The sequence below is a fragment of the Lacunimicrobium album genome, assembly GCF_052161635.1.
Lineage (GTDB): Bacteria > Planctomycetota > Planctomycetia > Planctomycetales > Planctomycetaceae > SXPC01.
Map to the genome: position 1 here is coordinate 1,851,843 of NZ_CP197413.1, position 25,050 is coordinate 1,876,892.

Annotated in this window: 20 protein-coding genes; 12 read left to right on the plus strand and 8 right to left on the minus strand. The window is 56.7% G+C overall.

All coding sequences use genetic code 11. The annotated features are described in order from the left end of the window. The first annotated feature begins 4 nt into the window (after positions 1 to 4). The 3 genes from SH248x_RS07360 to SH248x_RS07370 all read left to right on the plus strand — a co-directional run bounded on the left by SH248x_RS07360 (position 5) and on the right by SH248x_RS07370 (position 5,336). Positions 5 to 1,000, plus strand: coding sequence for a DUF1559 family PulG-like putative transporter (locus SH248x_RS07360; RefSeq protein ID WP_459557880.1), 996 nt, complete (start codon positions 5 to 7; stop codon positions 998 to 1,000). 202 nt (positions 1,001 to 1,202) lie between these two features. Continuing rightward, positions 1,203 to 3,794, plus strand: a complete 2,592-nt coding sequence (locus SH248x_RS07365; RefSeq protein WP_459557881.1) for a DUF1592 domain-containing protein — start codon at positions 1,203 to 1,205, stop codon at positions 3,792 to 3,794. Between the two features lie 222 nt (positions 3,795 to 4,016). Further along, a complete protein-coding gene (locus SH248x_RS07370) occupies positions 4,017 to 5,336 on the plus strand; it encodes a DUF1552 domain-containing protein (protein ID WP_459557882.1) in 1,320 nt (439 codons plus the stop codon). A gap of 170 nt (positions 5,337 to 5,506) precedes the next feature. Here SH248x_RS07370 and SH248x_RS07375 read toward each other — a convergent pair whose 3' ends face one another. Continuing rightward, entirely contained in the window at positions 5,507 to 6,883 is a 1,377-nt protein-coding gene (locus SH248x_RS07375) for a sulfatase family protein (protein WP_459557883.1), read from the minus strand. 3 nt (positions 6,884 to 6,886) lie between these two features. After that, on the minus strand, positions 6,887 to 7,657 hold the full coding sequence (locus tag SH248x_RS07380; RefSeq protein ID WP_459557884.1) for a (5-formylfuran-3-yl)methyl phosphate synthase: 771 nt from the start codon (positions 7,655 to 7,657) through the stop codon (positions 6,887 to 6,889). A 168-nt stretch (positions 7,658 to 7,825) separates the two neighbouring features. Between SH248x_RS07380 and typA the strand changes: the two genes are divergently transcribed. Further along, entirely contained in the window at positions 7,826 to 9,676 is a 1,851-nt protein-coding gene (gene typA, locus SH248x_RS07385) for a GTP-binding protein TypA/BipA (RefSeq protein WP_459557885.1), read from the plus strand. A 290-nt stretch (positions 9,677 to 9,966) separates the two neighbouring features. On the opposite strand, the gene SH248x_RS07390 is transcribed toward typA, so the two are convergent. Beyond that, the gene (locus SH248x_RS07390) at positions 9,967 to 10,722 is read right to left on the minus strand and encodes a hypothetical protein (protein WP_459557886.1); all 756 of its coding nucleotides are present in this window, start codon (positions 10,720 to 10,722) and stop codon (positions 9,967 to 9,969) included. Between the two features lie 293 nt (positions 10,723 to 11,015). On the opposite strand from SH248x_RS07390, the gene SH248x_RS07395 reads away from it, so the two are divergent. The 4 genes from SH248x_RS07395 (at position 11,016) to ychF (ending at position 16,489) form a co-directional block, all read left to right on the plus strand. Next, a complete protein-coding gene (locus tag SH248x_RS07395) occupies positions 11,016 to 11,738 on the plus strand; it encodes an alpha/beta hydrolase (protein ID WP_459557887.1) in 723 nt (240 codons plus the stop codon). Between the two features lie 186 nt (positions 11,739 to 11,924). Beyond that, positions 11,925 to 14,318: a hypothetical protein gene (locus SH248x_RS07400; protein WP_459557888.1), complete on the plus strand. Its 2,394-nt coding sequence runs from the start codon at positions 11,925 to 11,927 to the stop codon at positions 14,316 to 14,318. A 32-nt stretch (positions 14,319 to 14,350) separates the two neighbouring features. Beyond that, a complete protein-coding gene (locus SH248x_RS07405) occupies positions 14,351 to 15,277 on the plus strand; it encodes an ABC transporter ATP-binding protein (protein ID WP_459557889.1) in 927 nt (308 codons plus the stop codon). 117 nt (positions 15,278 to 15,394) lie between these two features. Beyond that, on the plus strand, positions 15,395 to 16,489 hold the full coding sequence (gene ychF, locus SH248x_RS07410; RefSeq protein ID WP_459557890.1) for a redox-regulated ATPase YchF: 1,095 nt from the start codon (positions 15,395 to 15,397) through the stop codon (positions 16,487 to 16,489). 137 nt (positions 16,490 to 16,626) lie between these two features. Here ychF and SH248x_RS07415 read toward each other — a convergent pair whose 3' ends face one another. The 4 genes from SH248x_RS07415 to SH248x_RS07430 form a co-directional block, all read right to left on the minus strand. Beyond that, positions 16,627 to 16,923 carry a hypothetical protein gene (locus tag SH248x_RS07415; protein ID WP_459557891.1) on the minus strand — a complete coding sequence of 99 codons (297 nt, stop codon included), beginning with the start codon at positions 16,921 to 16,923 and terminating at the stop codon, positions 16,627 to 16,629. A gap of 136 nt (positions 16,924 to 17,059) precedes the next feature. Further along, positions 17,060 to 18,175: a UDP-N-acetylglucosamine--N-acetylmuramyl-(pentapeptide) pyrophosphoryl-undecaprenol N-acetylglucosamine transferase gene (locus tag SH248x_RS07420; protein WP_459557892.1), complete on the minus strand. Its 1,116-nt coding sequence runs from the start codon at positions 18,173 to 18,175 to the stop codon at positions 17,060 to 17,062. Continuing rightward, positions 18,172 to 19,386 (minus strand): FtsW/RodA/SpoVE family cell cycle protein, encoded by a 1,215-nt coding sequence (locus SH248x_RS07425; RefSeq protein ID WP_459557893.1) that lies wholly within the window; start codon positions 19,384 to 19,386, stop codon positions 18,172 to 18,174. Before SH248x_RS07425 ends, SH248x_RS07420 begins: the two co-directional genes overlap by 4 nt. A gap of 271 nt (positions 19,387 to 19,657) precedes the next feature. Further along, positions 19,658 to 20,656 carry a class I mannose-6-phosphate isomerase gene (locus SH248x_RS07430; RefSeq protein ID WP_459557894.1) on the minus strand — a complete coding sequence of 333 codons (999 nt, stop codon included), beginning with the start codon at positions 20,654 to 20,656 and terminating at the stop codon, positions 19,658 to 19,660. Between the two features lie 165 nt (positions 20,657 to 20,821). On the opposite strand from SH248x_RS07430, the gene SH248x_RS07435 reads away from it, so the two are divergent. The 3 genes from SH248x_RS07435 to SH248x_RS07445 all read left to right on the plus strand — a co-directional run bounded on the left by SH248x_RS07435 (position 20,822) and on the right by SH248x_RS07445 (position 22,978). Further along, the gene (locus SH248x_RS07435) at positions 20,822 to 21,019 is read left to right on the plus strand and encodes a hypothetical protein (RefSeq protein ID WP_459557895.1); all 198 of its coding nucleotides are present in this window, start codon (positions 20,822 to 20,824) and stop codon (positions 21,017 to 21,019) included. Positions 21,020 to 21,225: 206 nt separating this feature from the next. Beyond that, a complete protein-coding gene (locus SH248x_RS07440; protein ID WP_459557896.1) occupies positions 21,226 to 21,723 on the plus strand; it encodes a hypothetical protein in 498 nt (165 codons plus the stop codon). 34 nt (positions 21,724 to 21,757) lie between these two features. Beyond that, the gene (locus SH248x_RS07445; RefSeq protein WP_459557897.1) at positions 21,758 to 22,978 is read left to right on the plus strand and encodes a hypothetical protein; all 1,221 of its coding nucleotides are present in this window, start codon (positions 21,758 to 21,760) and stop codon (positions 22,976 to 22,978) included. Here SH248x_RS07445 and cobA read toward each other — a convergent pair. Continuing rightward, positions 22,948 to 24,474 (minus strand): bifunctional uroporphyrinogen-III C-methyltransferase/uroporphyrinogen-III synthase, encoded by a 1,527-nt coding sequence (cobA, locus tag SH248x_RS07450; protein WP_459557898.1) that lies wholly within the window; start codon positions 24,472 to 24,474, stop codon positions 22,948 to 22,950. The two genes, SH248x_RS07445 and cobA, sit on opposite strands and share 31 nt — an antisense overlap. Before the next feature lie 96 nt (positions 24,475 to 24,570). Between cobA and SH248x_RS07455 the strand changes: the two genes are divergently transcribed. Next, positions 24,571 to 24,837, plus strand: a complete 267-nt coding sequence (locus SH248x_RS07455) for a hypothetical protein (RefSeq protein ID WP_459557899.1) — start codon at positions 24,571 to 24,573, stop codon at positions 24,835 to 24,837. Positions 24,838 to 25,050 lie beyond the last annotated feature (213 nt).

Below are 25,050 nucleotides of genomic sequence, written 5' to 3' on the forward strand. Positions count from 1 at the left end.
CGTAATGAAACCGACACCCATCAATCACACAAAGCCCTCCCCCGGCTTCACCCTCATCGAACTCCTCGTGGTGATCGCCATTATCGCGACCCTCGTCGCCATCCTCCTCCCCGCTGTCCAGCAGGCACGGGAAGCCGCACGCCGAACCTCCTGCAAAAACAACCTCATGCAGATCGGCATCGCCATCCACAATTACGAACACATGTGGGAATGCCTCCCCCTCGGCGTCGCCAACCAGACCAGCCCCATCGAAAACATCCGCGAAGGCTACGCCATCGGCTGGATGCCCCGCATCCTGCCTCAGATGGATAATTCAAACATGTACAATTCCATCGATTTCAACTTCGGAGCCTACGCAGAACAGAATGCAGAGGTCGCCGCGACATACGTCGGTTGGATGAGATGTCCATCGAGCGCGGAACCATCTGGATACAAAGTCAAAACGACCGACGCCGACGGAAATGAAACCGAATCAGAGTTCGAAGTCTGCGGCACCAACTACTCAGCCGTCTACGACGGGCGAATCGTCCCGCTGACTGAAGAATCAAATGGCTCGTTCATTCTCAACAAAAAGCTATCGAGTAAAGATATCGACGACGGCAACTCGAATACCCTGTTCATCGGTGAGAAGATGTTTTACAGAGACACCCTAGGATGGCTCTCCGGAACGAAGGCGACCATGGCAACAACTGGTTTCCCTCCTAACCTGTTTTATCGCCTGACGGGAAATCATTATGTTTCTGACAAAATCCCTTCATTTGAAGAATTATTCTTCAATGAGGATTTAGATGCTGAACGAGCATTCGACATCAAATCCTATCGCGACCAAGTCACCTTCCCCATAACCCAACTCATCGGCGGATTCAACAGTCCCCACCGAGGCGGCTGCCAGTTCGTCCTCGGCGATGGCAGCGTCCGATTCATTTCTGAGAACATCGACCCCGTGACTTACAGCAATCTCGGAAATCGCCACGACGGAGCAATGCTGCGCGAGTTTTAAAACGATCGCTGTGACCTTTTATCACCCACCCCCCAACGGGCGATTCCAAACCCGAAAAACAACTCAGAAAGCCGAATCACAGGTTGAAGTCGCTGGAGATCAGACCTATCTTAAATCGATAGTCATTGATATCTCCCACCTTTCCACCACCCGCGATAAATCCTTATCCGAGTGGTCACTCCAACGATTTCAGTCTGGCCCAATGCACAGATCGATTCTTGCTCTCACATTTGGTGTCCTCTTCACCGGACTGGTCCTACCAGCTGTTTCAATCGCCGCAGGCCCGTCGCCCCAGGAATTCATGGCCGCGAACTGCCTGGACTGCCACGGCCCCGACACCAAAGAGGGTGACCTCGACATCACCGCTCTCAGCGTCAACCTGACCGACCCGAAGGTTTTCGCCACCTGGCAGAGAATGCACGATCGGGTCGAAAAAGGCGAAATGCCCCCTGAGACCAAACTCACCAAAAAAGACACCGAAGGTTTTCTCGCCGCCCTCCGCAACCTCCTCGCGGGTGCTGACCGTAAGCAGATCGATATCGATGGTCGTGCTGTCGTCCGTCGCCTGAATCGCTACGAGTACGAAAACACGCTCCGCGATCTGCTCGACGCCCCTTATCTGCAGATCAAAGACATGCTCCCCGAAGACGGCGAACTCCACCGCTTCAACAAAGTCGGCGAAGCACTCAACGTCTCGCACGTCCAGATGTCCCGCTATATGCAGACCGCAGACACCATCCTGCGACAAGTCCTCGCGATTGACACCAATCCCCCCCAACCCATCAACAAAAAGATCTACGCCCGCGAAGACAACGGCTTCAACCGCAAGATCGCCTTCTCCGAATTCAACCGCTCCCCGGAACGCTCAACATTTCCCCTCATCGGCTACGAAGCTGACCTCGAAACGCTGAAAAACTGCGACGAGAAGAAGGAAACCAAAGGCCCCTTCACCGTCGGCGAAGCCAACCCCGAGATCCGTGAAAAAGAATCCATGGGAGTCGTCGCCAGTAACTACGAACCAATCGAAGTCGGCTTCACTTCCTTTCGTGCCCCCTATTCCGGTCGCTACCGCCTCAGCTTTAAAACCTACACCTTCTGGGCACAACCTGGTGGTGAAAAAAACTGGTGGAAACCCAGCCGCGAGAAAACCTCTATCGGCAGACGCTCCGAACCCGTCTCCGTCTACTCCCTGACCCACCCAGGCGTCCTCCGTAAGGTCGGCGCCTTCGATGCCCAAATCGAGCCGACCGTCGCGACCATCGAAGTCGACCTCCGCAAAAACGACACCATTCGCGTCGATGCCGTCCGCCTCTTCCGCTCTCGTCCTCCTGCATGGCATAACCCCAACGCCACCCCCGAAGGTCAGCCCGGCGTCGCCTATCAATGGATGCAGGCCGAAGGCCCTCTCAACGTCGAGTTTCCCAACGCCGGCCACAAACTTCTCTTCGGCGATCTCAAGTTCACCAAGAAAGGGAACTCGATCGACATCACCACCGATAACCCCGCTCGTGACGCCAACAAGCTGATGGCCAACTTCATGCGACGCGCGTATCGACGTCCAGTGCAGGCCGAGCAGGTTCGCCCCTTCGTCGAACTCGTCGGCGAAGCCATGAAGTCCGGCAGCAACTTCCGAGACGCCATGATCACCGGCTACACAGCCGTCCTTTGTTCTCCCGGCTTCCTTTACCTCGAAGAAGAACCGGGCGAACTCGATAACTTCGCCATCGCCTCCCGTCTCAGCTATTTCCTCTGGAACAGCGCCCCCGATGATGAGCTCCGCTCCGCAGCTCTGAGCAAATCCCTGTCGACACCGCAGCAGCTCGATGCACAAGTCGAACGCATGATCAAGGACCCCAAGTTCGATCGCTTCATCACCGCGTTTCTCGACTACTGGCTCGACCTGCGCAAATCCCTCGACACCACTCCCGATGAAAACCTCTACGCCGACTATTACCTCGATGATGCCCTCATCGAAAACGCTGTCGATGAATCACGAGCCTTTTTCAAACAGCTCATCCTCGAAAACCTGTCGACCAAAAACATCATCCAATCCGACTTCGTGATGATCAACGAACGCCTCGCCACCCACTACGAAATCCCCGGCGTGACCGGCGTCGAATTCCGAAAAGTCCCGGTCCCGAAAGGCAACCCTCGCGGTGGTATTCTCACACAGGCCGCCGTCCTGAAAGTCACCGCCAACGGCACCACCACCTCACCCGTCGTCCGAGGCGCCTGGATGATGGAACGCATCCTCGGCATGCCACCATCGCCCCCGCCCAAGAACATCCCCGCCATCGAATCCGATACCCGTGGCGCGAAAACAATCCGTGAACAACTCGCCCTCCACCGTTCCCAGGATGCCTGCAACAGCTGTCACACAAAAATCGATCCCGTCGGCTTCGCCCTCGAAGCCTTCGATGTCGTCGGCGGTGCCCGTGAGAAGTACCGAGCCATCGACGAGAAGACAAAAATTAAACTCGTTCAAGGATACGGCAAGAACGGTCAGGCCTTCAAATTCCACACCGCTCAGAAGATCGATACATCCGGTGAACTCCCTGATGGGATGGGCAAGTTCAAAAACGTCGACGAACTCAAACGCAGCCTGCTCATCCAGGATCGCCTTGTCGCCCGCAACATGACCGAACAACTCCTCGTCTTCGCCACCGGCACAGGCACCCGATTTTCCGACCGCTACGAAATCGACCGCATCCTCGACAAGGCCCAGGCCGATGACTACGGCATGCGTACCATCATCCACGAGATCGTCAAAAGCCCATTGTTCAAAAACAAATAGTGAGTTCCTCCTCCCTTTCTGATCCTTCTCCCCCGGGGAACCAAGGAGCCCGCTCGCCGATAAGGCGAGATAAAGGGCGACGCGGTAGTCTCCTCGGGAAAAGTGGCCGAGTCGAACCTTTGGTTCGCAACTCAATACAGTCGAGGTCGGATGAGGGAAGTCTGCGAACTTTCCAAAACCGTCTCGAACACTTTTAAAGATTCACCCCCCGGAACCCCCACCATGAACTTCCGCATCACCAACAAATCCATCCCCCGCCGCACCTTCCTCAAAGGCCTCGGCGTCGGCCTCTCCCTGCCGTTTCTGGACGCCATGATCCCCGCCGTCGTCCGTGGCAATTCGCTGCTCGCCAAGGAGCTCGAAGCACCACACCGCATGATCGGCATCTGCAACAACCTCGGCGTCCTCCCCGAGAAATTCTTCCCGAAAGTGGCAGGCAAAGGTTACGAACTCTCCCCTTATCTGAAAACGATCGAACAATACCGCGATAAGTTCACCGTCTTCTCCGGAGTCTGGCACCCCGATGTCGATGGCGGTCACCCCGCAGACATCTGCTTCCTGACCGCCTCCCCCCACCCCGGCAGCGGCGGCTTCCGCAATACGATTTCGCTGGATCAGTACATCGCCGAACAACAAGGCCACCTGACCCGCTTCCCAGCCATGACCTGGGGCGTCAACACCAAGGGCGGCGCACGCTCCCTCTCTTGGACCGGCGCCGGCGTCGTCATCCCAGCCGAAGAAAAACCCTCCGCCATTTACAAGCAACTCTTCCTTCAAGGATCGAAAGAACAAGTCGAAGAGCAGATCCGTAAGCTCGAACTCGGCAAGAGCATCATGGACACCGTCCAGGGACAAACCAAGTCTCTGCAGAAGAACCTCGGCGCCAAAGACAAGGACCGCCTCGACCAATACCTGACAGGCGTCAGAGATCTCGAACAGCGTCTCATCATGACCAAACAATGGGAAAAGAAACCCAAGCCCAAGACGAAAGCAGAAATGCCCGCCGATGTCGACAGCCCTGCTGCCTACATGGAAAAAGTGAAGCTGATCTACCAGATGGCCAAACTCGCCATCGAGTCAGACTCCACTCGCGCGATCTCCATCATGCTCGACTCCGTCAACACCCCGACGCTCGACCTCCACGACGAAGTCGCGATCACCGATGGCTATCACTCACTGTCTCACCACGGCAAAAACGAAAGCAAACTCAAACAACTCGAAACCATCGACCAGTGGCACATGAAACTCCTGGGTGAAATGTTCGGCAGCCTCCAGGAAACCAAAGAGCAGGGGACTAACCTCCTCGATCGCACGATGATCGTCTACGGCAGCAACCTCGGCAACGCCCACACCCACGTCACCACCAACCTCCCGGTCCTCTTTGCCGGCGGTGCCTTCAAACACGGCCAACACCTCGCCTTCGACACCCAACGCAACTACCCGCTCCCCAACCTCTTCGTCTCCATGCTCCAACGCATGGGCATCGAAACCAGCGAATTCGCCACCTCCACCGGCACCATGCGAGGCCTCGAATTCGCGTAAGCAATTCAACACCCCCACAAACACAAAACCCGGCTTGAGTCTTCCGACCCACGCCGGGTTTTTCTTTTCGTCTTACTCAAGTCACGATAGGATTCAGCGCGATCATCCTCGCGCCATGGCCCCGGCTCCCCGTGGCCATGTTCTTCATCACCGCCTCACTCCCATCTCCCTCACTTCTTCTCCTCAAGACGTTGCATCGTCACCCGGTCATACTCATCGGTTCGCAATGAGGGCTCATCAAAGACGTCCCCCGTCTGCTCCTGCCACTTCGCCAGTTCGCTTCTCAAGTTCGACAGTATCGCCTGATGAGCCGGACTGTCGATCAGGTTGTGCATCGAATAAGGATCCAGCTCATTATCAAATAACAACTCAGCCCCCGATGGCAGGAACAGCTCCACTTGCCACGGCTGCAGCTTCCCCTCCGAATGATACTGCTGCAGGATGCGATGCGTCGGAGAACGAACAACATCCGCAGGCGGCGTGTTCGGCAAGTCCGGCAGGTAATTATGAATGTAGGTGTAGCGATCATCGCGAACGCCACGCTCAAACGATTTGAAGTTATGCCAGTTGTGCTCCGCGAAAATGGTATCGCGGATCTTCGCCGTCGGGTTCACCAGAATCGATGAGAAGCTTTTCCCCTGAAACGACTCCGGCACCTTCGCCCCCGCCAGTTCCAGCATCGTCGGAGCCAGATCAATCGAACTCACCAGACTCGATGTCACCCCACCCGCTTTCACGTGAGCAGGCCACATCACAAGAAACGGCGTCTGAATCCCTTCGTCCGTAATCCGGGTCTTGGAGCGAGGAAAAGGCCGTCCATTATCAGACATAAACACGATCATCGTGTTCTCAGCGACCCCCTGAGCCGTCAGTTCTTCGCGAATCTTCCCGACATAAGAATCCAGTCGCGCGATCTCGTCATAGTAGTTCACAAAATCCTGACGCACCTCCGGCACATCCGGATAATACGGCGGGACCACCACATCACTCAGCGCATGGACCTTCTCCGCTCCCCCTTTGCCACCGAAATCACGGTGAGCATCCAGCGCCGCCAGCCAGAAGAAAAACGGCTTTTCCTTAGGACGCTTCTTAAACGCCTCGATCCACTTCTCCTCACCCCCGGGAGTTCCACCATAGATCACATCGAACTGATCCCGGACATTCTTCCCCAGATGCCATTTCCCCGCAGCGGCCGTGTAATACCCCGCCTCCCGCAGCGGTTTGGACACAAGCACCGCTGAGGCATCCATCTCCGAATGCAACGTCTCCGCCCCCGTGTTATGCGGATAACGACTCGTCAAAATCGAAGCCCGTGAAGGACTGCACGAACTCGTCGTCAGATACGCGTGATCAAAGCGAAGCCCATCTTTGGCGAGCTGATCAAGATGCGGCGTCTTGATCGACGGATGCCCATATGCCCCACAGTCATACCACCCCATATCGTCCGCAATAATCACGACAAAATTCGGCTTCGCCCTGTCAGACTGCGCGAACGCCTGACTGATACTGACGAGGATGACTGTTAGAAACGTCAGTGACTTCAACATCGATCAATTCTCCACTTCATGAGTGACGGCTTCCGCCTGTCTTTTCATCCCGCTGGCATGACGTGCCCAGCGTACCAGTTCCAGAACCCGGTCTTCCGACAAGACTCCATCGCGTCGCCCGCTTTCGCAGACACCTGATCTCATACCGACGATAACATCGCCACTCAATTCATCAAAGTAACCAAGTTCTTCCAGCTTCAAAGACCCCGCCAGCGCCAGCGTAATGCCATGCTCCATCGCCAACGACATCCAATGCTGCAGTACGGACTGCGCCATATGATCGAACAGACTTCGTCCATCTTTCTGATACGAATCGATCAGGAGATAACGAACTCCCGTCTCAATGCCAAACGTAAACAGATCTCCCAGGGCAGGGGAGTCCGCCGCCTCGCTATCCACATAGGCAACCAGAACCGGCTCAGACACTCCACCGGTCGCCTCAACAATTCGCCGCGTCAAATGAGCCCAGATCTCCCTCCAGTCACTCCGACGACGACACCCGGCGAGTCCAAATTTAAAAAGTGAAATTTTTTTGGGCAAACGATCAGCAAACTGCCCATCTTGACATTCCAACAACTCCCCGAGCGCCACCGTCAGGACGAAATCCTGCCCCGTCAGCTCAGCAATTTCACCAATCACGCCAGAATCACAAGCCCCGAGTGGACCCCGGGAGGGCTCTTTGAGGTCGAGAAAATCCACTCCGCAGGCAATCGCGACCCGCGCCTCCTCGACATCTCTCACACTGACCAGCACACGCCGTTTTTTTCGTAACATCAGATAAATCAAAGCCTTCCGATGTGTTAAACTCTCGCCAAACTTCGGGAATTTCGGCCTTCCTTACTTAATTTCAGTCTATATAATGCCCACTCCTGTTCACAGCCCGCCGGGCTCCCGGTGCGCAGCTTTAGGCCTGTTTTTTTCCGCAGATTGGCTTTGTTTCTCATGTCAGAACTTGCGACACCTGTTCTCGACGCCCCAACGGCGACACGACGCACCGATATCCGCAACATTGCGATCATCGCACACGTCGACCACGGGAAAACCACCCTGGTCGATGCGCTGATCCGACAGTCAGGACAGTTCCGCGACTCTCAAGTCAGCGAAACCTGTATCCTCGACTCCAACGACCTCGAACGCGAACGCGGGATCACCATTCTCGCCAAGAACATCGCCCTGCAATACAAGGGCGTGAAGATCAACATCATCGATACCCCTGGCCACGCCGATTTCGGCGGCGAAGTCGAACGCGTTCTGTCGATGGCCGATGGTGCGATCGTCCTGATCGATGCCTTTGAAGGCCCACGTCCTCAAACCCGCTTCGTTCTCGGCAAAGCCCTGCAGGCTGGCCTGCAGCCAATCGTCGTTGTCAACAAGATTGACCGACCAGATTGCCGCCCACAGGCCGTCCTCAACGAAGCCTTTGACCTCTTTGTCGAACTCGGGGCAGACGATCAGGCCCTCGATTTCCCTTACATTTATGCCTCAGGTCGTTCTGGCTTCGCCACACATGACCCACAAAATCACGATGGCACGATCACACCTCTTCTCGATTTAATTCTCGAGAAGATTCCGGGCCCGATCGTCAACTCGGAAGCCCCGTTCCGCATGATGATCACCTCGATCGCATGGAGCGAATACGTCGGACGGATCGCGACAGGCCGCATCGAGTCAGGTTCTATCAAAGTCGGCGAGTCAGTCGTCCTGCTCAAAGCCGACAAGAAGGTCAACTGCAAAGTTGAAAAAGTCGAAGTCTTCGACAAGCTCGGCCGGGTCACTGTCGAACGCGCCGAAGCCGGCGACGTCGTCGCTCTCATCGGTCTCCCGACCCCAGACATCGGCGATACGGTTGCCTCTCCACTGCGACCAGAGCCGATTCCTCGCGTCAAAGTCGACGATCCGACCCTGTCGATGACCTTCACGATCAATACCTCTCCACTGGTCGGCCAGTCCGGGAAATTCCTGACCTCTCGCCACCTGAAAGAGCGTCTCGATCGCGAACTCGAACACAACGTCGCCCTGCGAGTCGAGCAGACCGACAGCGCCGAGCAGTTCCGCGTCTCCGGTCGCGGTCTGCTGCACTTGTCTGTTCTGATCGAGCAAATGCGACGCGAAGGCTTCGAAATTTCGGTCGGTAAGCCCGAAGTTATCCGCAAGCAAGTCGACGGCAAATGGCACGAGCCCTACGAGCAACTCTCCGTCGACGTCCCGACCGAATCGGTCGGCTCCGTCATCGAGCAGGTCTGTGCCCGACGTGGTCAGATGCTCGATATGACAGCCTCCGGAACCGGACTGTCTCACATTGAGTTCTCGATCCCGGCTCGCGGTCTGATCGGCCTGCGTACACGACTGCTCAACGCCACCAAGGGCGAAGCCGTCATCCACCACCGATTCGACAGCTATAAGCCAACCGAAGGCGAAGTCCCTCGTCGTGCCAACGGCGTGCTCGTCTCTCAAGACAATGGCCGCGTCACTGCCTTCGCACTTTCCAAACTGCAGGAACGAGCAGAAATGTTCGTCTCCCCAGGCATGGAAGCCTACGAAGGCCTGATCGTCGGAGAAAACAGCCGCGATAACGACATGGTCGTCAACCCGGTCAAGGAAAAGAAACTGACGAACATGCGAGCCTCTGGTTCGGATGAAAACGTCATTCTTCAACCCGCCCGCATCATGTCTCTGGAACTGGCCCTCGAGTACATCGAAGACGATGAGTACGTCGAAGTCACCCCAGACGCCATCCGCATGCGAAAAATCTTCCTGACCGAAACCGACCGAAAACGCAACGGCCGCGGTTAAGATTGTTCCGCGACTCCTCCCGTGAGTAGAGCCGCAACTTTGTCCCTTCTCCCTTGAGGTGGAAGCAAGGAGTTCACTCTCACCGATAAGGTGAGAGTGAACGACGCGGTAGTCTTCTCAGGAAAAGGTGCCCGAAGGGCGGATGAGGGTGGGGTATAGGCACTAACCGAGCCTCAAAAACTCGAACAAGTCCCACTCAGCGACAGCTTGCCTCAACCAGCGCAACAAAAAAGCCTCGTGATCTTCATCACGAGGCTTTTTCTTTTCCCGGCCCGAAGCCATACATCACCCTATCGAGCAAACGTCAACTTCACCCCACCGACATCAATCGTCGTTCCATTCGATGGACGTCCAGAAAACATCTGCTGTGGGTTCTTGCCATGATTCCATGACTGAGACGGAAATGGAGGAGGCAGCAAGGGAGCCTGTGGAACAGTGTTATTCTGTGGGAAACTATTTTGTGGTTGTGAGTATTGTGGAGGACGGACTTCATAAGGGACCGGAACAGGAGCCTGGTAAGGAGGAACAATCATCGGTGCACCGCCATTATGAGAGTGATGATGATCGTGGGTCATGCCGAGGACTTCTTCCATGCAACGAGTCGTCGCGTCGAGTTCGAAGGTCTTATTCAACAGGAAGGCAACTGGATCCTGTCCTGGCATGCAACCACCAACCGCAATGCTTGGTCCAAACTGACGTCGGAAATGTCCGCGACCAGCCACGCGTCCAGTCAGTTTTTCCCGCAGGTCAGCCACGTCTTCCTGGAAGTGCACCAGTTCGTCGATGATCTTCGGCAGGCGCTCTTGTTCGTAAATCACTTCATCCAGCTCACGAGCCACACTTCGCAGGTGGTCAATGTCTCGCAGCACCGAGCGACGATCGGGGTGGTTGACCATGACATCTTCTGCCAACCAGCGGAGGTCTTTGACCTGGCCGAGCAGTTCATGGGAATGATCCTGCAGGAATCGGTATTCATTGGCAAACGCCAGTTGAGTTGTCAGTAACAATAAAGCAGCAGCAGCGTGGGGAAGAAAGTTCGTGATCATGGTGACTGGCTCCGGCGGGGTTTGGGAAGACTTCTGAGCGAAGATGAAACAGGAGTATCGCGAACGCCGTGCCGCACGATTCGAGAGCAGCAGAAAATCAGCACAAAGCCTTGTTTTACCAGTCGATACACCGACTCAGACAACTTGCAAGCATTCCGCAAGCGCCATCATTCACACAACAACCACCTGTCTCACCGCAATCACTCTGAATACACATCCCGATCCGTGCATGCCTGTCGGCAATCTGATACTCTTTATCGGCTATTTACCCTCTCAGGAATTCCCCAATGCAAATGTCGCGACGTACGCTCGGAACACTCGAATGCATCGTGTGTGAGCCGAACGCAGAGCCCAAACTCATCGCCAGTTTCTGCCACGGCTTCGGTGCTTCAGGCACAGACCTGGTTCCGCTCGCTGACGAATTAGTGACGCTTTCCAAGACACTGGCCGACCACCTGACCATGGTCTTCCCCGCTGCCCCCATCGAACTCAAAGAGTTCGGCTACGGTGCCCGCGCCTGGTGGCCGATTCGCTTTGCAGAGCTTCAAAGCGCGATGGAATCGGGAGATTACTCGGAACTCAAGAGATTCATCCCGCCACAGCTCTTCGAAATGCGAGACCGACTGGACGCCGCCGTCACCGAACTGGCGACCGAGTTGGACCTGCCCAAATCGAGGTGCATCCTCGGCGGCTTCTCGCAAGGTGCCATGCTGTCGACCGAGACAGTCCTCGCCTCAGAGGAGAGCTACGGCGGACTCATCGCCTGGTCCGGAACACTGCTGTCTTACGACCGCTGGAAAGACGCCGCCCCGCGTCACAAAGCCGTCCCCGTGCTCCAATCCCACGGCAGCTTTGATCAGGTCCTGCCCCATGGACTCGCCCTCGAACTCAAATCGCTGCTCAGCGACGCGGGCATGTCGGTCGAATTCCACTCATTCCCTCAGGGCCACACGATTCCCTTCGAAGTTCTCGAAGAGACAGCCAACTTTCTGTCAAAAATCTGTGAAGTATCGTAAACGATCGTAGGGACGCGGCATTCGACGTCGGGAAATTCCCCGTCAGCACGTCCCTGTTGAGTGACACTGCCCGCAAAACTTCGGTATGATCGAAGACAGGCACATCGCATTGGTAACCCCCTGCCTTGAGCCACCTTAACCCGTCTTCATCGTGATCGACCGCCACGAGAACATACAGCCGTCTCCATGAGAATCCTGAATCCCCCCGACCGTCGGACGCCTCGCGACCACGATGCCACGACGGCTGTCTCAGCTCTGCCGTCACTTGTCCGCGCAGTCACGACGGCGCTCTTCCTCTTGTCGATGCTGTCTTTCGCCGTGGTCTCAACGCCCCGATCCGCGTTGGCTCAGACAGACGAAGTGACCGCCACCGCTTCTGAAGTCACCGCGAACGTCGGCTGGCAGAATGTCTGCAAAGTCGGCAAATGGACCGCAGTCCGGCTGACCCTTCCCGCTTCGATGGTCACAGTCGACGCCTCACAACTCAAACTGATCCTTTCTGCCAACGATCCACAAGGGCATCTGGCGAACTTCAGTCAGACCCCTCTCCTGCGACGAGACGGCGACAAGGTCTACTTGTCAGGCGTCGTCAAACCTGGCAGTCTCGAAACTCCCATCAACGTCCGTCTGGAATCCAACGATCAGACTCTATGGCAAAAGCGATTGCGCCCGGAAGTCGATTTTGAAATCCTAAGGCAGGAAACGCCCCTCCTCATCACATTCGGCAATCCAGGCGGCTTCGACTTCAGTGATCCATTAACAACGGATCGCCTCAACCAGATCCCTCGCGTGATCGACCTGCCTTCACCAGACGACTTCAGCCTCAATCCTCTCAACTATGAGATGGTTCACGCTCTCGTCATTTCAGATCGCTACGACCTCTCCGAAGAAGCCACATCAGCGATCAAAGACTGGACCAACCGGGGTGGTCACCTCATGATCGCCTCCGGCTCGAAAATCGAAGACTTCAAAGCCAGCAAGCTGTTTGGCTGGGTTCCGATCAAATTCGGCGAAATGTCCCGCCTGCGAGAACTCAACGGCTTCGAAGGCTTCGTCGGACGAACCGTTCCGATTCGTGTCTTCGATCCAGTTCCCAGTCCCCGACTGGAACATGAGATCGGAAACGTGCTCGTCCGTGAACTCGATGGCCCGATCGCCATCCGACTTCCCATGGGATTCGGTCGCATCACCTTCCTGGCCATCAGCATTAACGAAGCTCCCGTCTCGGAATGGGATCCCCTCGAACTCGCGATGATCAAGCTGACCGATCTGCCCGTCCTCACCTCAGCCACGGGCATCTCCTCGACCAATCCCGCAGCGGCAGGTCGCCTCGGCCAGTCAGGACTCAGCGACCTCAAGACACAGCTACAGATGGCCGCTCAATCCGACCTGCAAGCCGTCGGCATGAACGTCTGGACGATCATCCTCCTGGGATTGTTGATGGCCTTGATCGTAGGTCCGCTCGATTACGCAATCTGCCGCTATGTCCTCAAGACTCCCTCTCTCACCTGGATCACGCTTCCGATCTGGATCATCGTCATCGCGATCATGATCGTCCAATGGAACCAGTCGCGCGCCGCCAGTGTGATGACCGTCGGAAAGTTGAATCTGATCGACCTGAACCTCACCAGCAATTCCGCACGTCAGCGCAGCTGGATCACCTGGACCAGCCCGACCACCAAACGTTACGACCTGAACGTCACCCCGCTCGCCCAGACACTGGCCTGGAGTGGCGAGCCCGAAAACGCCTTCGGCGGCATGTACCGAACCCGCACCGTCCAGCTGAATCGCGCCGACTACACCATCGACATGCAAGCCTCATCAGCTCTCGGTATTCCTGCTCTGACCGGAACCGTCAACAGCTGGGAAAGCCAAACCTTCTCGCCCCTCAACGCCATTTCCTGGGCACCGACGACAACGGCAGGACAGCCCATCGTTGAATCCGACCTGAATGCCTCCGCCCTCGGACAAATTACCGGCACACTGACCCACCATCTCCCGGCCGACGTGACCAACTGGGTCCTCGTCTACGGTCCCCGCATCTACTTCCCTCGGACCGAAGAGAACAACAAACTCGTCAAAGATCAGAACATCACCCTCAACAGCTCAATCATGGCACAGTCAGAACTATCTGCCTTCCTGCGACGACAGAGTTCCCGCAAAATCAAAATCTCAGGACGTGTCGGTGATGACATCATCATCGAAGAAGAAAGCTACGACCCTTACTCAACCGATCTCACCCGACTCGTTCAGATCATCTCGACTTACACTCAGTTCCGTGGTCGCGAATACACATCGATGACCAACTCAGAACTGAGCGGCGAAGACCTCACCAGCCTCGTCGAACTCGGCCAAGCCATTCTGATCGCCGAAACCGATGGCATCACGACCGGCGAAACCCAAATCGACGGCAAACCCGCAACGACCAAAGAGCGTTCCTTCATCCGCATGATTCTCCCCGTCAACCGCGTCCAGTACGGCCTCAATCAACTTCCCGGACGCCTGGACGAAGCACCCAAATCCATCCCGCCCGAACTTCCCCCTGAAGTCCCGGCTGAGACACCGTCCAACGATTCATGACAGCCATGATCTGACGAGAAAGACCTGATCCCGTGATCGAAACGATCAAACTCACCAAGATGTACGGCTCGTTGATTGCAGCCAACGAAATCTCGCTCAAGCTTTCTGAGGGAGATGTCTTCGGCTTCATCGGCCCGAATGGCTCCGGCAAAACAACGACCATGCGCATGATCGCGACCTTGCTGGCGCCCGATTACGGCGAAGCCTATGTCTGCGGCCAGTCGATCTACACCAACCCTCAGGAAATTCGTCGCCTCGTCGGTTATATGCCCGACTTCTTCGGCGTCTACGACGACATGACCGTCATCGAATACCTGGAATTCTTCGCCTCGACTTACCGCATCAACTACCCGGCCCGTCGCAAAGTCTGCGAAGAGAAACTCGAACTGGTCGACATGTCCTTCAAACGCGATGCCATGGTCAGCCAGCTCTCCCGCGGCCAGACACAGCGCGTCGGACTCGCTCGCACGCTCCTCCACGAACCTCAGGTCCTGCTCCTCGACGAACCCGCCAGCGGCCTCGACCCACGTGCCCGCATCGAAATGCGGAACCTCCTCAAACGCCTCGGCCAGCTCAACAAAACCGTCATCGTCTCCAGCCACATTCTCCCCGAACTGGCCGATGTCTGTACTCGCGTCGGCATGATCGAAAAGGGCATCCTGATCGTCGATGGTTATGTTGAAGAGGTCATGCAGAAGGCCCGTCAGGCCATCCTCCTCTTCATCCGAGTCAAAGATCGACACGAACAAGCCGCCCAGCTCCTCGAACAGCACGACCTCGTCTCCAACGTCGAAATGCGTTCCGACACGATCGTCGCGACCCTGAAAGACCGCCTCTGCGATTACTCCGTCCTCAACAGCGCCCTCATCGAAGCCGGCTTCCAGGTCAAACAATTCCGCGAAGAAGACGTCAACCTCGAAACCGCCTTCATGGAATTGACCAAAGGCAAGCAGCAGTAAAACTGGCGATTTCCCGTCAAACCCCTTATATTTAGCCCCCGGCGAGTCGCCGGGGGCCTTTTGCGTTAATCGATACGATTCTCAGGAATACGTTCTCAGGAAAGTAGTTACAAAGCCATGGAAGCAGGTATCGTCGGTCTGCCCAACGTCGGTAAGTCCACTCTCTTCAACGCGCTGACCGCAGCCGGGATCGCCAGCGAAAACTATCCGTTCTGCACCATCGAGCCGAACGTCGGGATTGTCGAAGTTCCCGATGCGCGATTGCACGAAATCACCAAATACATCCCGCCACAAAAAGTCATCCCAGCCGTCCTCAAGCTCGTCGACATCGCCGGCATCGTCCGCGGTGCTTCCGAAGGAGAAGGCCTCGGCAACAAGTTCCTGACTCACATCCGCGAAGTCGACACGATCCTCCACGTCGTCCGCTGCTTTGAAAACAACGACATCATCCACGTCGATGGCGGCGTCGACCCGATCCGCGATATCGAAACCATCGATACCGAACTGATGCTCGCCGACCTCCAGTCCGTCGAACAATCGAAATCCAAAGCCGAACGCGCCGCCCGCACCGGCAACGCCGAAGCCAAGAAACGCTTCACCATCCTCGAACAATGCTTTGAATGCCTCGACGCCGGCAAGCCAATCCGTACGCTCTCCTTCCCGGACCCCGAAGATCAGAAGATCGTCCAGGGCTTCCAGTTCCTGACCGCCAAGACCGTCCTCTTCCTGGCCAACGTCGATGACAACGACGTCAACGGCACCGGCCCCCTCGTCCAGAAAGTCCGCGACCACGCCGCCGCCAACGGATGCAACGTCGTCCCGGTTTGTGCCGCCATCGAATCCGAACTCTCCGTCGTCGAAAACCCGGACGAACGAGCTGAGATGCTCTCGATGATGGGCCTGGAAGAACCCGCCCTCGCCGTCGTCGCCCGCGCCGCCTACAAAGCCCTCGGCTATCACAGCTACTTCACCGCTGGCGAAAAAGAAGTCCGCGCCTGGACCATCCCCGTCGGCGCCACTGCCCCTCAAGCCGCCGGCGTCATCCATACCGACTTCGAAAAAGCCTTCATCCGCGTCGAAGTCTACTCCCTCGAAGACCTGAAGACCTACAAAACCGAAAAAGCCATCCGCGAAGCCGGCAAACTCCGCGTCGAAGGCAAAACCTACATCATGAAAGACGGCGACATCTGCCACTTCCTGACCAGCGCCTAACTCCGAAAAGGCGAGCGGGGGGTGTAAACCCCCTGTCCCTTGTGCGCCCTACCGCCAACACCACTATGAGTACGCAAACAGCCTCTACTCACACTCCGCTCTTGCCTACACTTTGCACTGTGTACTGCCCCCCCACCCTACAAAATCCACCAGTCCACCCACCAGTTGATCAAATCCCGAAACCACGGAATCGTCGTCAGCAACAACAACGGCTCATAAAACAACGCCACCCACGGGCTGCCACTCAGATACTTACTCTGATACCACGTCCAGAACATCGGCCCGATCGACAGCGTGTAAAACACAAAGAACACCGCGAAAATCTTGATTCGCAGCAGGATGGCTCGTCGAAACCATCCTTTGGGCTTGGGTTGCTTTTCAGCGTCTGAAGCAGTCGTTTCGCTGACCTGTGACTCGGTGGTAGATGAACTCATTCCTCGACGTTACCCCAATCGACGAACAACGTCAAATCCATTCGACAACGGGAGGGCGAGGCTCCGTCCGAGCCGCGTCTTTGCGTTGCATCACTCTAGCTTTGCGATTACCTGTGATCGCCACGAATCTCCCCGATCACCCCAGCACCGATCGAATCACCCCCAGCACATTGTGACTCGCCGTGCAGTGACTCAACGATTTCATTCGTGTCGACATCGTTCCTCGCAGAATCTCATTCCCCAACAACCGCTCCATCTGCCGCGCCAGATTGACCGCCGTCAACGCAGGCGTCCTCTGCTGCTCGACCACAAACGCCGCCCCCGATTTCTCGAAGTGACGGGCATTGATCACCTGATGATTCCGCCGACTCCCCGGAATCGGAATGATGATCGCAGGCAGTCCCAGACAGGATAGCTCGGCGAGCGTCGTCGCCCCCGCTCGCGTCACCACCAGACTCCCCTCTCGATATGCAGCCGCCATATCGTCAATATACGTCACCACATTGGGCACCATCCCAGCCGCTTCGCAAACACTCGTCAACCGTGGAATCATCTCGCTCTTCTGATGCCCGACCTGATGATGCAGCCGCCACTTCGGCTCACTCCCGCTACCCGTCAACTTGAGCAACCCCAGCGCCGCTTCCATCGCTTCATTCACATGCTGAGCTCCCTGACTTCCCCCCAGCACGAGCAGCGTCTTGAGCCCAGCTTCGCGATGCGTCGGGAACAGTGACAGATCCGAAATCTCCTGCCGCAACGGATTCCCCGTCACGACACACTTCGCATGATGCCGAAAGTAAGACGCCGTCTCATCAAACGACACACACACCCGACTCACCATCCGCCACAGAATCTGATTCGCCCACCCCGGAATCACATTCTGCTCCAGCAACACCGTCGGTATCGCCATCTGTGAAGCAGCATACACAAACGGCAGGCTCGCACTCCCGCCCAGCCCGACAACACAACTCGGCTTCGTCTCCTTCAGAAGCGTGTTCGCCGACGCCATCGCATCCTTCCACCCCAGCCACAATCCCGGCAGCCCACCACTCAGCTCAAAGTTCCACGGCGGACACTCCCTCTGCAAGACATGATGTGAGTCAAGAATTGCCTTCTCGATCGCCCGTCCCGACTGCACGATTGTCGCAGAAAACACTCGCTCCCGCATCGCGCGTTCCGCGACCGCGAGCGCCGGCATCAAATGCCCACCAGTTCCTCCACCAGTCATCAATACTCGCGGTAGCTCACTCATGCCGCCAACCGCTCCGTAAGCTCTTCGTCATCGACGACATGAACTGGCTCGTTGCGTTCCATGGCCCGGCCACATCCATAAATCAACCCGCACGCCATCAGCGTCACAACAAGATTACTCCCCCCGTAGCTCAACAACGGATGCGAAATCCCCTTCGGCGGCACGAGCGCCGTCACAACCGCCGTATTGATCAACGCCTGCAACACAATCTGACACAACAGCGTAAATCCCAATACAAACGCAAATCGATCCTCTTTCGCCCGCTGCAGCATCGACAGCCCGGTCACAAAGAAAATCACCCATAAAATGGGAATACACAACGTCACCAGCAGCCCCAGTTCTTCCCCAATGACTGCAAAGACAAAGTCGTTATTCGCTTCCGGCAGAAAGCTCAGCTTCTGTGTCCCACGCCCCAGCCCGACACCCCACAACCCACCCGAGCCCAGCGTGATCAACGACTGCTTCAACTGATAAGGCGCGTTCGAGATATCCTGAATCGCATCAAAGAACCCGGTAATCCGCTTCATCTGATAAGGCTTCAAAATCAACCCCAGACCCACCAGAGGCAGCATCGCCAGCCCGCCAAACAGAAACAACCGGACACTCCACCCCCAGACGATCAAAGCAATCACGCCCCCCGTCGCCACGAAGAGCGCCGTCCCCAGGTCCGGCTCCATCGCAATCAACATCATCGGCAGACCAATCGTCCCACCCACCACAACGGCCGACGATTTCCATGACAATAGACTCTTCCACTCCCCCCACCTGGCTTCCGGCACTTTCCCCAACAACCAGCACAGCGCCATCGGCAACGTAATCTTGAGCAACTCCGAAGGCTGAAACGACACTCCCCCAAAGCGAAACCACCGACGTGCCCCATTCACGGAAGCGCCAAACGGCGGTATCAACACCAGCAGTATCAACACAACGCTCGCAACAAACAGAGCAGGGGCTGCCCGCTTCCAGACAATGACCGGCATCTTCGCACAGATCATCGCCACCACGACACCCGCAATCAAAAACGTGATCTGCTTGAGAATGAACGTCTCATCCACTTGCCCAGTCCGCGTCGTCAGACTGGCCGAGTAAACCATCAGCAATCCAAGCCCGGACAAAAACGCAATGACGCAGACATAGACCAACGACAACGTGGCGTCCGTCGCCTCTGCATCGAGCTGCTTACTGTCCGTCTCTGGCGTCGTAGTCGTCATCGCGGAACGATCATCCATGATCGGGGGAGGGCGATTCGCAGGCTCACAAGCAGCCCGACTTTTCCAGCGTACCTTAGCAACCCCACCCCAACGAAGGAAGCCGAATCACCGAGCACCCCCTCCTCCCTGTCCCTTCTCCCCCGGGGAGAAGGTGGCGGCGCTTCGCCGACGGATGAGGGATCTCTGCGAATTGAATCAAGCCCACACTCCCAAAGTAGGGTGCCGGTGAGTCTTCGAACCGCACCAATTGTGCCCCCAATCACCACTTCCGCTACGGCTCCCTCACCACCGCAACCTTCACCCCCAAACCCGCCTCCAACACAAAACTCCCATTACACGCAGGCAACAACCACGTCTGCCCCAGTTCCACCTCCCGACTGAACTCACCCGACTGCATCACGCCCGCCCCCTCGAGCACCATCAACACCAGGCATTCCTCATGCGAAAGCTGCAGTGTCCCTTCGCTGAACTCGTAAATGTCTACCTGAAAATAAGGCGACACAATTGTCTGCACCGGCTCACTGGCCGCATCACGATCTTCCTGACGAGCAGCACGTGGATCAAAACTCTCATCCAAAGTCATCACAGCCAGCGCGTCCTCGACGTGCAACTGACGTGGCTGGCCATTCTGATCCACACAACCCCAGTCATACAGCCGAAACGTCAAATCACTCGGCTGCTGAATCTCCGCAATCACCAGCCCCTGTCCGATCGCATGGACAGTCCCCGCAGGAATGTAAAACCCATCCCCTTTCTTGGCAGGATAAGCTTTCAGCAGTTCCGCCAGCCGATTTTCACTGACCGCGGCTCGAATCTGATCAGCCGTCGTTCCAGGCTGAAACCCGACATAAACAACACTTCCCGGCTCCGCATCGAGCACGAACCAGCATTCCGTCTTCCCCGTCTCACTCGGGTGATAAACCTTGGCCTGCTCGTCATTGGGGTGGACTTGAACCGATAGATCCTGCTGGCAATCCAGAAACTTGATCAAAAACGGAAACTGCTTATCAGCAGAAGCATCCCCGCCGTAGATCTGTTCAGCATTGGACTGAATCAACTCGCGGATCGTCAGCCCGGCTGTCGGACCGAATGCAATTTTTGACTGCTGATCATGACGATCCACAATTTCCCAGCTCTCGCCATAAACATCATTGGCAGCAGGAAGTTGCTTTCCGAGCCTCGTCGCTAAGCGATCCCCGCCCCAGCGTCGAGATTGAATAATCGGTGCAAAAAGAACGGGTTCCATGGCAACGCTGGTTTCGACCTTCATGAGTCTTCTCTCGGCGAAATACTGTCTAGTGAGCACATCCTGAAACCGCGATCTTCACACCTGTGCGAACCATTTTCAACGCCAACTTTGCCTAACTCGCCAGGTTTTCACAACTCGCGCAACCCATCAACCGATAATAACATATGACTGAAAATGGAGTTCAATATGACCAACCTGACAAACCCTCACTTGAAACCCTTTCTCGGACTTCTCATGACCTGCTGCAAGGTCTACACCCGCATCTACAAAACCCACGATGGTAAAGCCTTCGCCGGTCACTGTCCCCGATGCGCCAGACCCGTCCGCATCGACATCGTCGCCGAAGGCGGCATGTCCGGCCGCTTCTTCAAAGCCGGCCCCTGAACACGCGCTTGTCACTGCCCACCTTGATCTTGTGTCAATTCCCAACCCCCGCTACCATCCCGCCGCGCCCTCGCAGAATTCCCTCTCTCCTGTCCCTTCTCCCCCGGGGAGAAGGTGGCCGAGTCTTCGAGGCCGGATGAGGGATCTCTGCGAAGTTTACCGCGCCACACCCCCACGAAACGGATTTCAAGGGCAACATCTCCACCATGGAATACGCGATCCGATCGATCGGCAAGAACTGCGCCGGCTCAGGAGAACCCCTGAAGCCCGGCACACGCTGCCGCTCGGTCCTCGTCGAACGCAACGGAGAAGTCGTCCGACTCGATTTCGCCGACTCCTTCCAGGGAGATCTCCCCCCTGACATCATCGGCTCCTGGGTCACCGTGATCCCCGAAGCAACTCGCAAATCTCCGACGCAACTTGATGTCGAATCCTGCTTCGATTCGTTCACCCAGCTCTGCGAAAACCCCAACGTCGTCCAGCAGAAGATGGCTTACGTCCTGTCGCTTCTGCTGCTCAAGAAACACCGACTGATCCTGATCGATGCCCGTCGCGAAGAAGACCACGAAATCCTCCAGGTCGAAGGCTCCCTCGGCGAAGGTCCATTCGATGTCCGCAATTTCCAACTGCCCGACGAAGAGATCGCTGCCCTCCAGCAGCAACTCATTGAGTCCGATGAATTTTCCGTTCACGCCGTCGAGTAACTGTATGAGATCACACGAGAAAATGAGCGACCTCATGAAAAACGAAACACGCCTCACATCGAGCTGCTTCGTGATCGCCACTCGCCGGTACCTGGGCGTTATGATCATCGCCACCATGGCGACGCTGACCGGCTGCGAATGGACCCGCTCCGCGCTCACCAGCAACTCCAGCTTCCTCCGCGGCCAACAGCAGGCCCTCAGCCCCGAGGCGGAACTTCCCGAAATCGTCGAACACCTCAACCGCCCCTGCTACCAGGTCAAAGGCTGGCGCTCGACTGATGCCAGCGTCCACATCTCCGGCATCCCCGTCTCTCTCAAGGCCATGATCGCTGTCGAAGAACCCAAGAACGCCCGCCTCGTCGTCGCTAACCCTCTCGGCCAGCACGAATTCCAGGCCGGCTCCAACCCCGTCGGCGTCTGGTCATGGGAAAAACGCGACGAACAAAAACGGATCATCACCGTCAGCCACGAAGAAGTCCCGCAGATGATTCTCGAAAGCGGTCTTCCCTTCTCTCCCGACTGGCTGCTGCAGATCGTCGGCCTCACCCCCTACGACGCAACCAACCTGAAACTCGAACGCAACTCAGCCGACCCCAACAACGTCAAATTGATCGAAATGGTCAACAACAACGGCGTCTACATGAAGAAGGTGACGACCGTCGACCTCCAGAAAGGCGTCGTCACAGGACACGATCTTTACGACCCCCGTGGCACCTGGCTCGTCTCCGCCCGCATCAGCGATTACCGCAAAACGGACGTCGAAGGCATCGTCATGCCCGTCCAATACGAGCTCCGCATCCCAAACGCCAAGCAAGGCATGACCATCAAACTGGCAACCCTCGAAGTCAATCCGGACTTCACCGACAACTCACTCTGGGCCATTCCAAACATCGGAGAATGCCAGGTCGTCGCCCTCCACCCACGCGGCAGCTCATTCCCACCCGTCCCATCACGACTCTCACGCGACAACCTGAACGACGGCCTCTATCAGCAGCAACAACTCGCCTGGGAATACGACCTCTCCGATCCCCAAAACCCCAAAACCAAACAACACGTCATCAGCCACGGCCAACAAGACACAAACCCAGTTCGCACAGCCGAAGGCGGAGCAGGCGTCGCCCAGTTCGACCTCCTCTCGCAAGACGCAGCCGCAACCCAACCATGGCAGCAAAACCAGCCCCCAGCATCCATGCCACCACAAACCAGCGTCCAGCCAGCAGCAGGTCAATCAGACGGCTTTGAATGGGCCCGCTGAATCGCAGCGAACATCGATTCCCATGTCGCTGTCTGAGCAACGACATCTACAACCAATCCCGCTTCCCGCGCTGCTCCCGCCGTGATCTCGCTGATCGCAGCAATCTTCGGCCACATTCGCTGCGAAGTTTTCACCAGCTCCGCATAACGACGCGCAATCGCCGGGCTGCTCAAACCGACCCAGTGCAACTGCTCCGCTTCCAGCAGCTTGGTCGCTTCGTCACTCATCGACTCAGCATCGACATGCTCATAGACGACGATCTCATACACATCCCGCCCCGCATCTCGCAGCTGAGTCGTCAACACCTCGCGCCCACGATTCGCCCGCGCCCACAATACAATATCCCCCTCTGCCGTCTTCTCCAGCAGCTCCTTCACCAGCCCTTCCGAAGAATACTCATCGGGCACGATATCCGCCCTCAGGTGATACCTCGCGAGCGCCTCCGCCGTCGATGCCCCGATGCAGGCAATCTGCACATCCCACAACGCACGCAGATCCAGCCCCATCTCCCACAGCCGATTGACCACCGCCTCCACACCATTGGCACTCGTAAACACCAGCCAGTCCACATCCCCCAGGTGCGCCAGAGCCGCATCCACACCAGACCAATCCTCCGGAGGCTTGATCTCAATCAACGGCATCAACACAGGATTCGCCCCCAGATCCAGCAACTGCTCAATCTGCGGCTCAACCTGATGTAGCGAACGTGTCACCCCCACATTCAGCCCAAACAAAGGCTTCGTCTCAAACCAGTCAATTACCTTTCTCTTCGCGACACACTCCCCAATGATCGTCAACGACGGCGGCGGCAGCTTCGCCTCCTCCACCTGCTTCACGATCGTCCCCAGCGTCCCTTCAACCGTCCTCTGCAATGGCTGGCTCGCCCGACTGATCACCGCCACCGGCGTCGTCGCAGCCTTCCCCGCATCGATCAATCTCTTCACGAGATCCCCAAACCGATGCAGCCCCATATAAACGACAATCGTCCCCTCGAAGTTCGCCAGCAATTGATCATCAATACTGCGGGTCGTTTTCGTCGGATCCTCATGCCCCGTAATGAACATCAACTGAGAGGCCATCTCCCGATGCGTCAGCGAAATCCCCGCATACTCCGCAGCCGCTGTCGCAGACGTGATCCCCGGCACGACTTCAAACGCAATCCCCGCCCGCGCCAGCGCCTCCGCTTCCTCGCCTCCACGCCCAAAGATGAACGGATCGCCCCCCTTCAGTCGCACCACCGTCTTGCCAGCCTTCGCTTCTTCAATCAACCGACGATTAATCTCTTCCTGATGAACTGTCGTCTCACCCGGCCGCTTGATCCGAGCCGTCTTCTCAACGACCCCCTTCGTCCAGCGCAACACCAGCGGATTGACCAGCCCATCGTAGAGCACCAGATCCGCCACCATCAGGCACTGCATGCCACGATAAGTGATCAACCGCGGATCACCAGGACCCGCACCCACCAGATAGACTTTTCCCAACGCAGCTTCAGACATAGCGCAATCAGTTTACGTGTGCATTTGACGTCAATATGATCATCAATCATAAAGCAAACCACACCGTCTTCACATCGACACGATCACAACTTTCCTATGACTTCTCCCACCTCACCAGATTCCCTGTCCGACGAATCCCTCGCCCGGGAAATCATCCGCCCTTACCTCGAAAAGAAACTCGGCGAAAGCAACTTCGTCACCATCGACACCCTGCGAAAAACCTTCCTCGCCACCGGCCACCAACTGCCACACTTCACCCGTGGCTTGAAATACCTGCTCGACAACAAACTCATCAAACGAGTCAATGACCACGAACTCACCCTGACCCCCACCGGCCAACAATTCGCCGGCCTCAAACCATAGCCCCTCTTCGGGAGAGCGAGGCTCCGCCCGAGCCGCTGTCCCGCGTTGCAACACCTGTTCGACAAATCGACTCCCAATCTCACGTTCTTATTCACAGGCCTGAAGGGCCGTCATCAGTCAGCCCAGGATGAAATCCTGGGTTAGCTGAGGCGGAAGCACTCAACAACGCAAGCCTCCTAAGCAAAACCCTCTTCCCCTGCGTCCTCTGCTCAA

What these genes read in the sequence shown, in the direction of transcription:
- SH248x_RS07360 (WP_459557880.1), top strand. Translation starts at nt 5, where the DNA reads ATGAAACCGACACCCATCAATCACACAAAGCCCTCCCCCGGCTTCACC.
- SH248x_RS07365 (WP_459557881.1), top strand. Translation starts at nt 1,203, where the DNA reads ATGCACAGATCGATTCTTGCTCTCACATTTGGTGTCCTCTTCACCGGA.
- SH248x_RS07370 (WP_459557882.1), top strand. Translation starts at nt 4,017, where the DNA reads ATGAACTTCCGCATCACCAACAAATCCATCCCCCGCCGCACCTTCCTC.
- SH248x_RS07375 (WP_459557883.1), bottom strand. Translation starts at nt 6,883, where the DNA reads ATGTTGAAGTCACTGACGTTTCTAACAGTCATCCTCGTCAGTATCAGT.
- SH248x_RS07380 (WP_459557884.1), bottom strand. Translation starts at nt 7,657, where the DNA reads ATGTTACGAAAAAAACGGCGTGTGCTGGTCAGTGTGAGAGATGTCGAG.
- typA (WP_459557885.1), top strand. Translation starts at nt 7,826, where the DNA reads ATGTCAGAACTTGCGACACCTGTTCTCGACGCCCCAACGGCGACACGA.
- SH248x_RS07390 (WP_459557886.1), bottom strand. Translation starts at nt 10,722, where the DNA reads ATGATCACGAACTTTCTTCCCCACGCTGCTGCTGCTTTATTGTTACTG.
- SH248x_RS07395 (WP_459557887.1), top strand. Translation starts at nt 11,016, where the DNA reads ATGTCGCGACGTACGCTCGGAACACTCGAATGCATCGTGTGTGAGCCG.
- SH248x_RS07400 (WP_459557888.1), top strand. Translation starts at nt 11,925, where the DNA reads ATGAGAATCCTGAATCCCCCCGACCGTCGGACGCCTCGCGACCACGAT.
- ychF (WP_459557890.1), top strand. Translation starts at nt 15,395, where the DNA reads ATGGAAGCAGGTATCGTCGGTCTGCCCAACGTCGGTAAGTCCACTCTC.
- SH248x_RS07415 (WP_459557891.1), bottom strand. Translation starts at nt 16,923, where the DNA reads ATGAGTTCATCTACCACCGAGTCACAGGTCAGCGAAACGACTGCTTCA.
- SH248x_RS07420 (WP_459557892.1), bottom strand. Translation starts at nt 18,175, where the DNA reads ATGAGTGAGCTACCGCGAGTATTGATGACTGGTGGAGGAACTGGTGGG.
- SH248x_RS07425 (WP_459557893.1), bottom strand. Translation starts at nt 19,386, where the DNA reads ATGACGACTACGACGCCAGAGACGGACAGTAAGCAGCTCGATGCAGAG.
- SH248x_RS07430 (WP_459557894.1), bottom strand. Translation starts at nt 20,656, where the DNA reads ATGAAGGTCGAAACCAGCGTTGCCATGGAACCCGTTCTTTTTGCACCG.
- SH248x_RS07435 (WP_459557895.1), top strand. Translation starts at nt 20,822, where the DNA reads ATGACCAACCTGACAAACCCTCACTTGAAACCCTTTCTCGGACTTCTC.
- SH248x_RS07440 (WP_459557896.1), top strand. Translation starts at nt 21,226, where the DNA reads ATGGAATACGCGATCCGATCGATCGGCAAGAACTGCGCCGGCTCAGGA.
- SH248x_RS07445 (WP_459557897.1), top strand. Translation starts at nt 21,758, where the DNA reads ATGAAAAACGAAACACGCCTCACATCGAGCTGCTTCGTGATCGCCACT.
- cobA (WP_459557898.1), bottom strand. Translation starts at nt 24,474, where the DNA reads ATGTCTGAAGCTGCGTTGGGAAAAGTCTATCTGGTGGGTGCGGGTCCT.
- SH248x_RS07455 (WP_459557899.1), top strand. Translation starts at nt 24,571, where the DNA reads ATGACTTCTCCCACCTCACCAGATTCCCTGTCCGACGAATCCCTCGCC.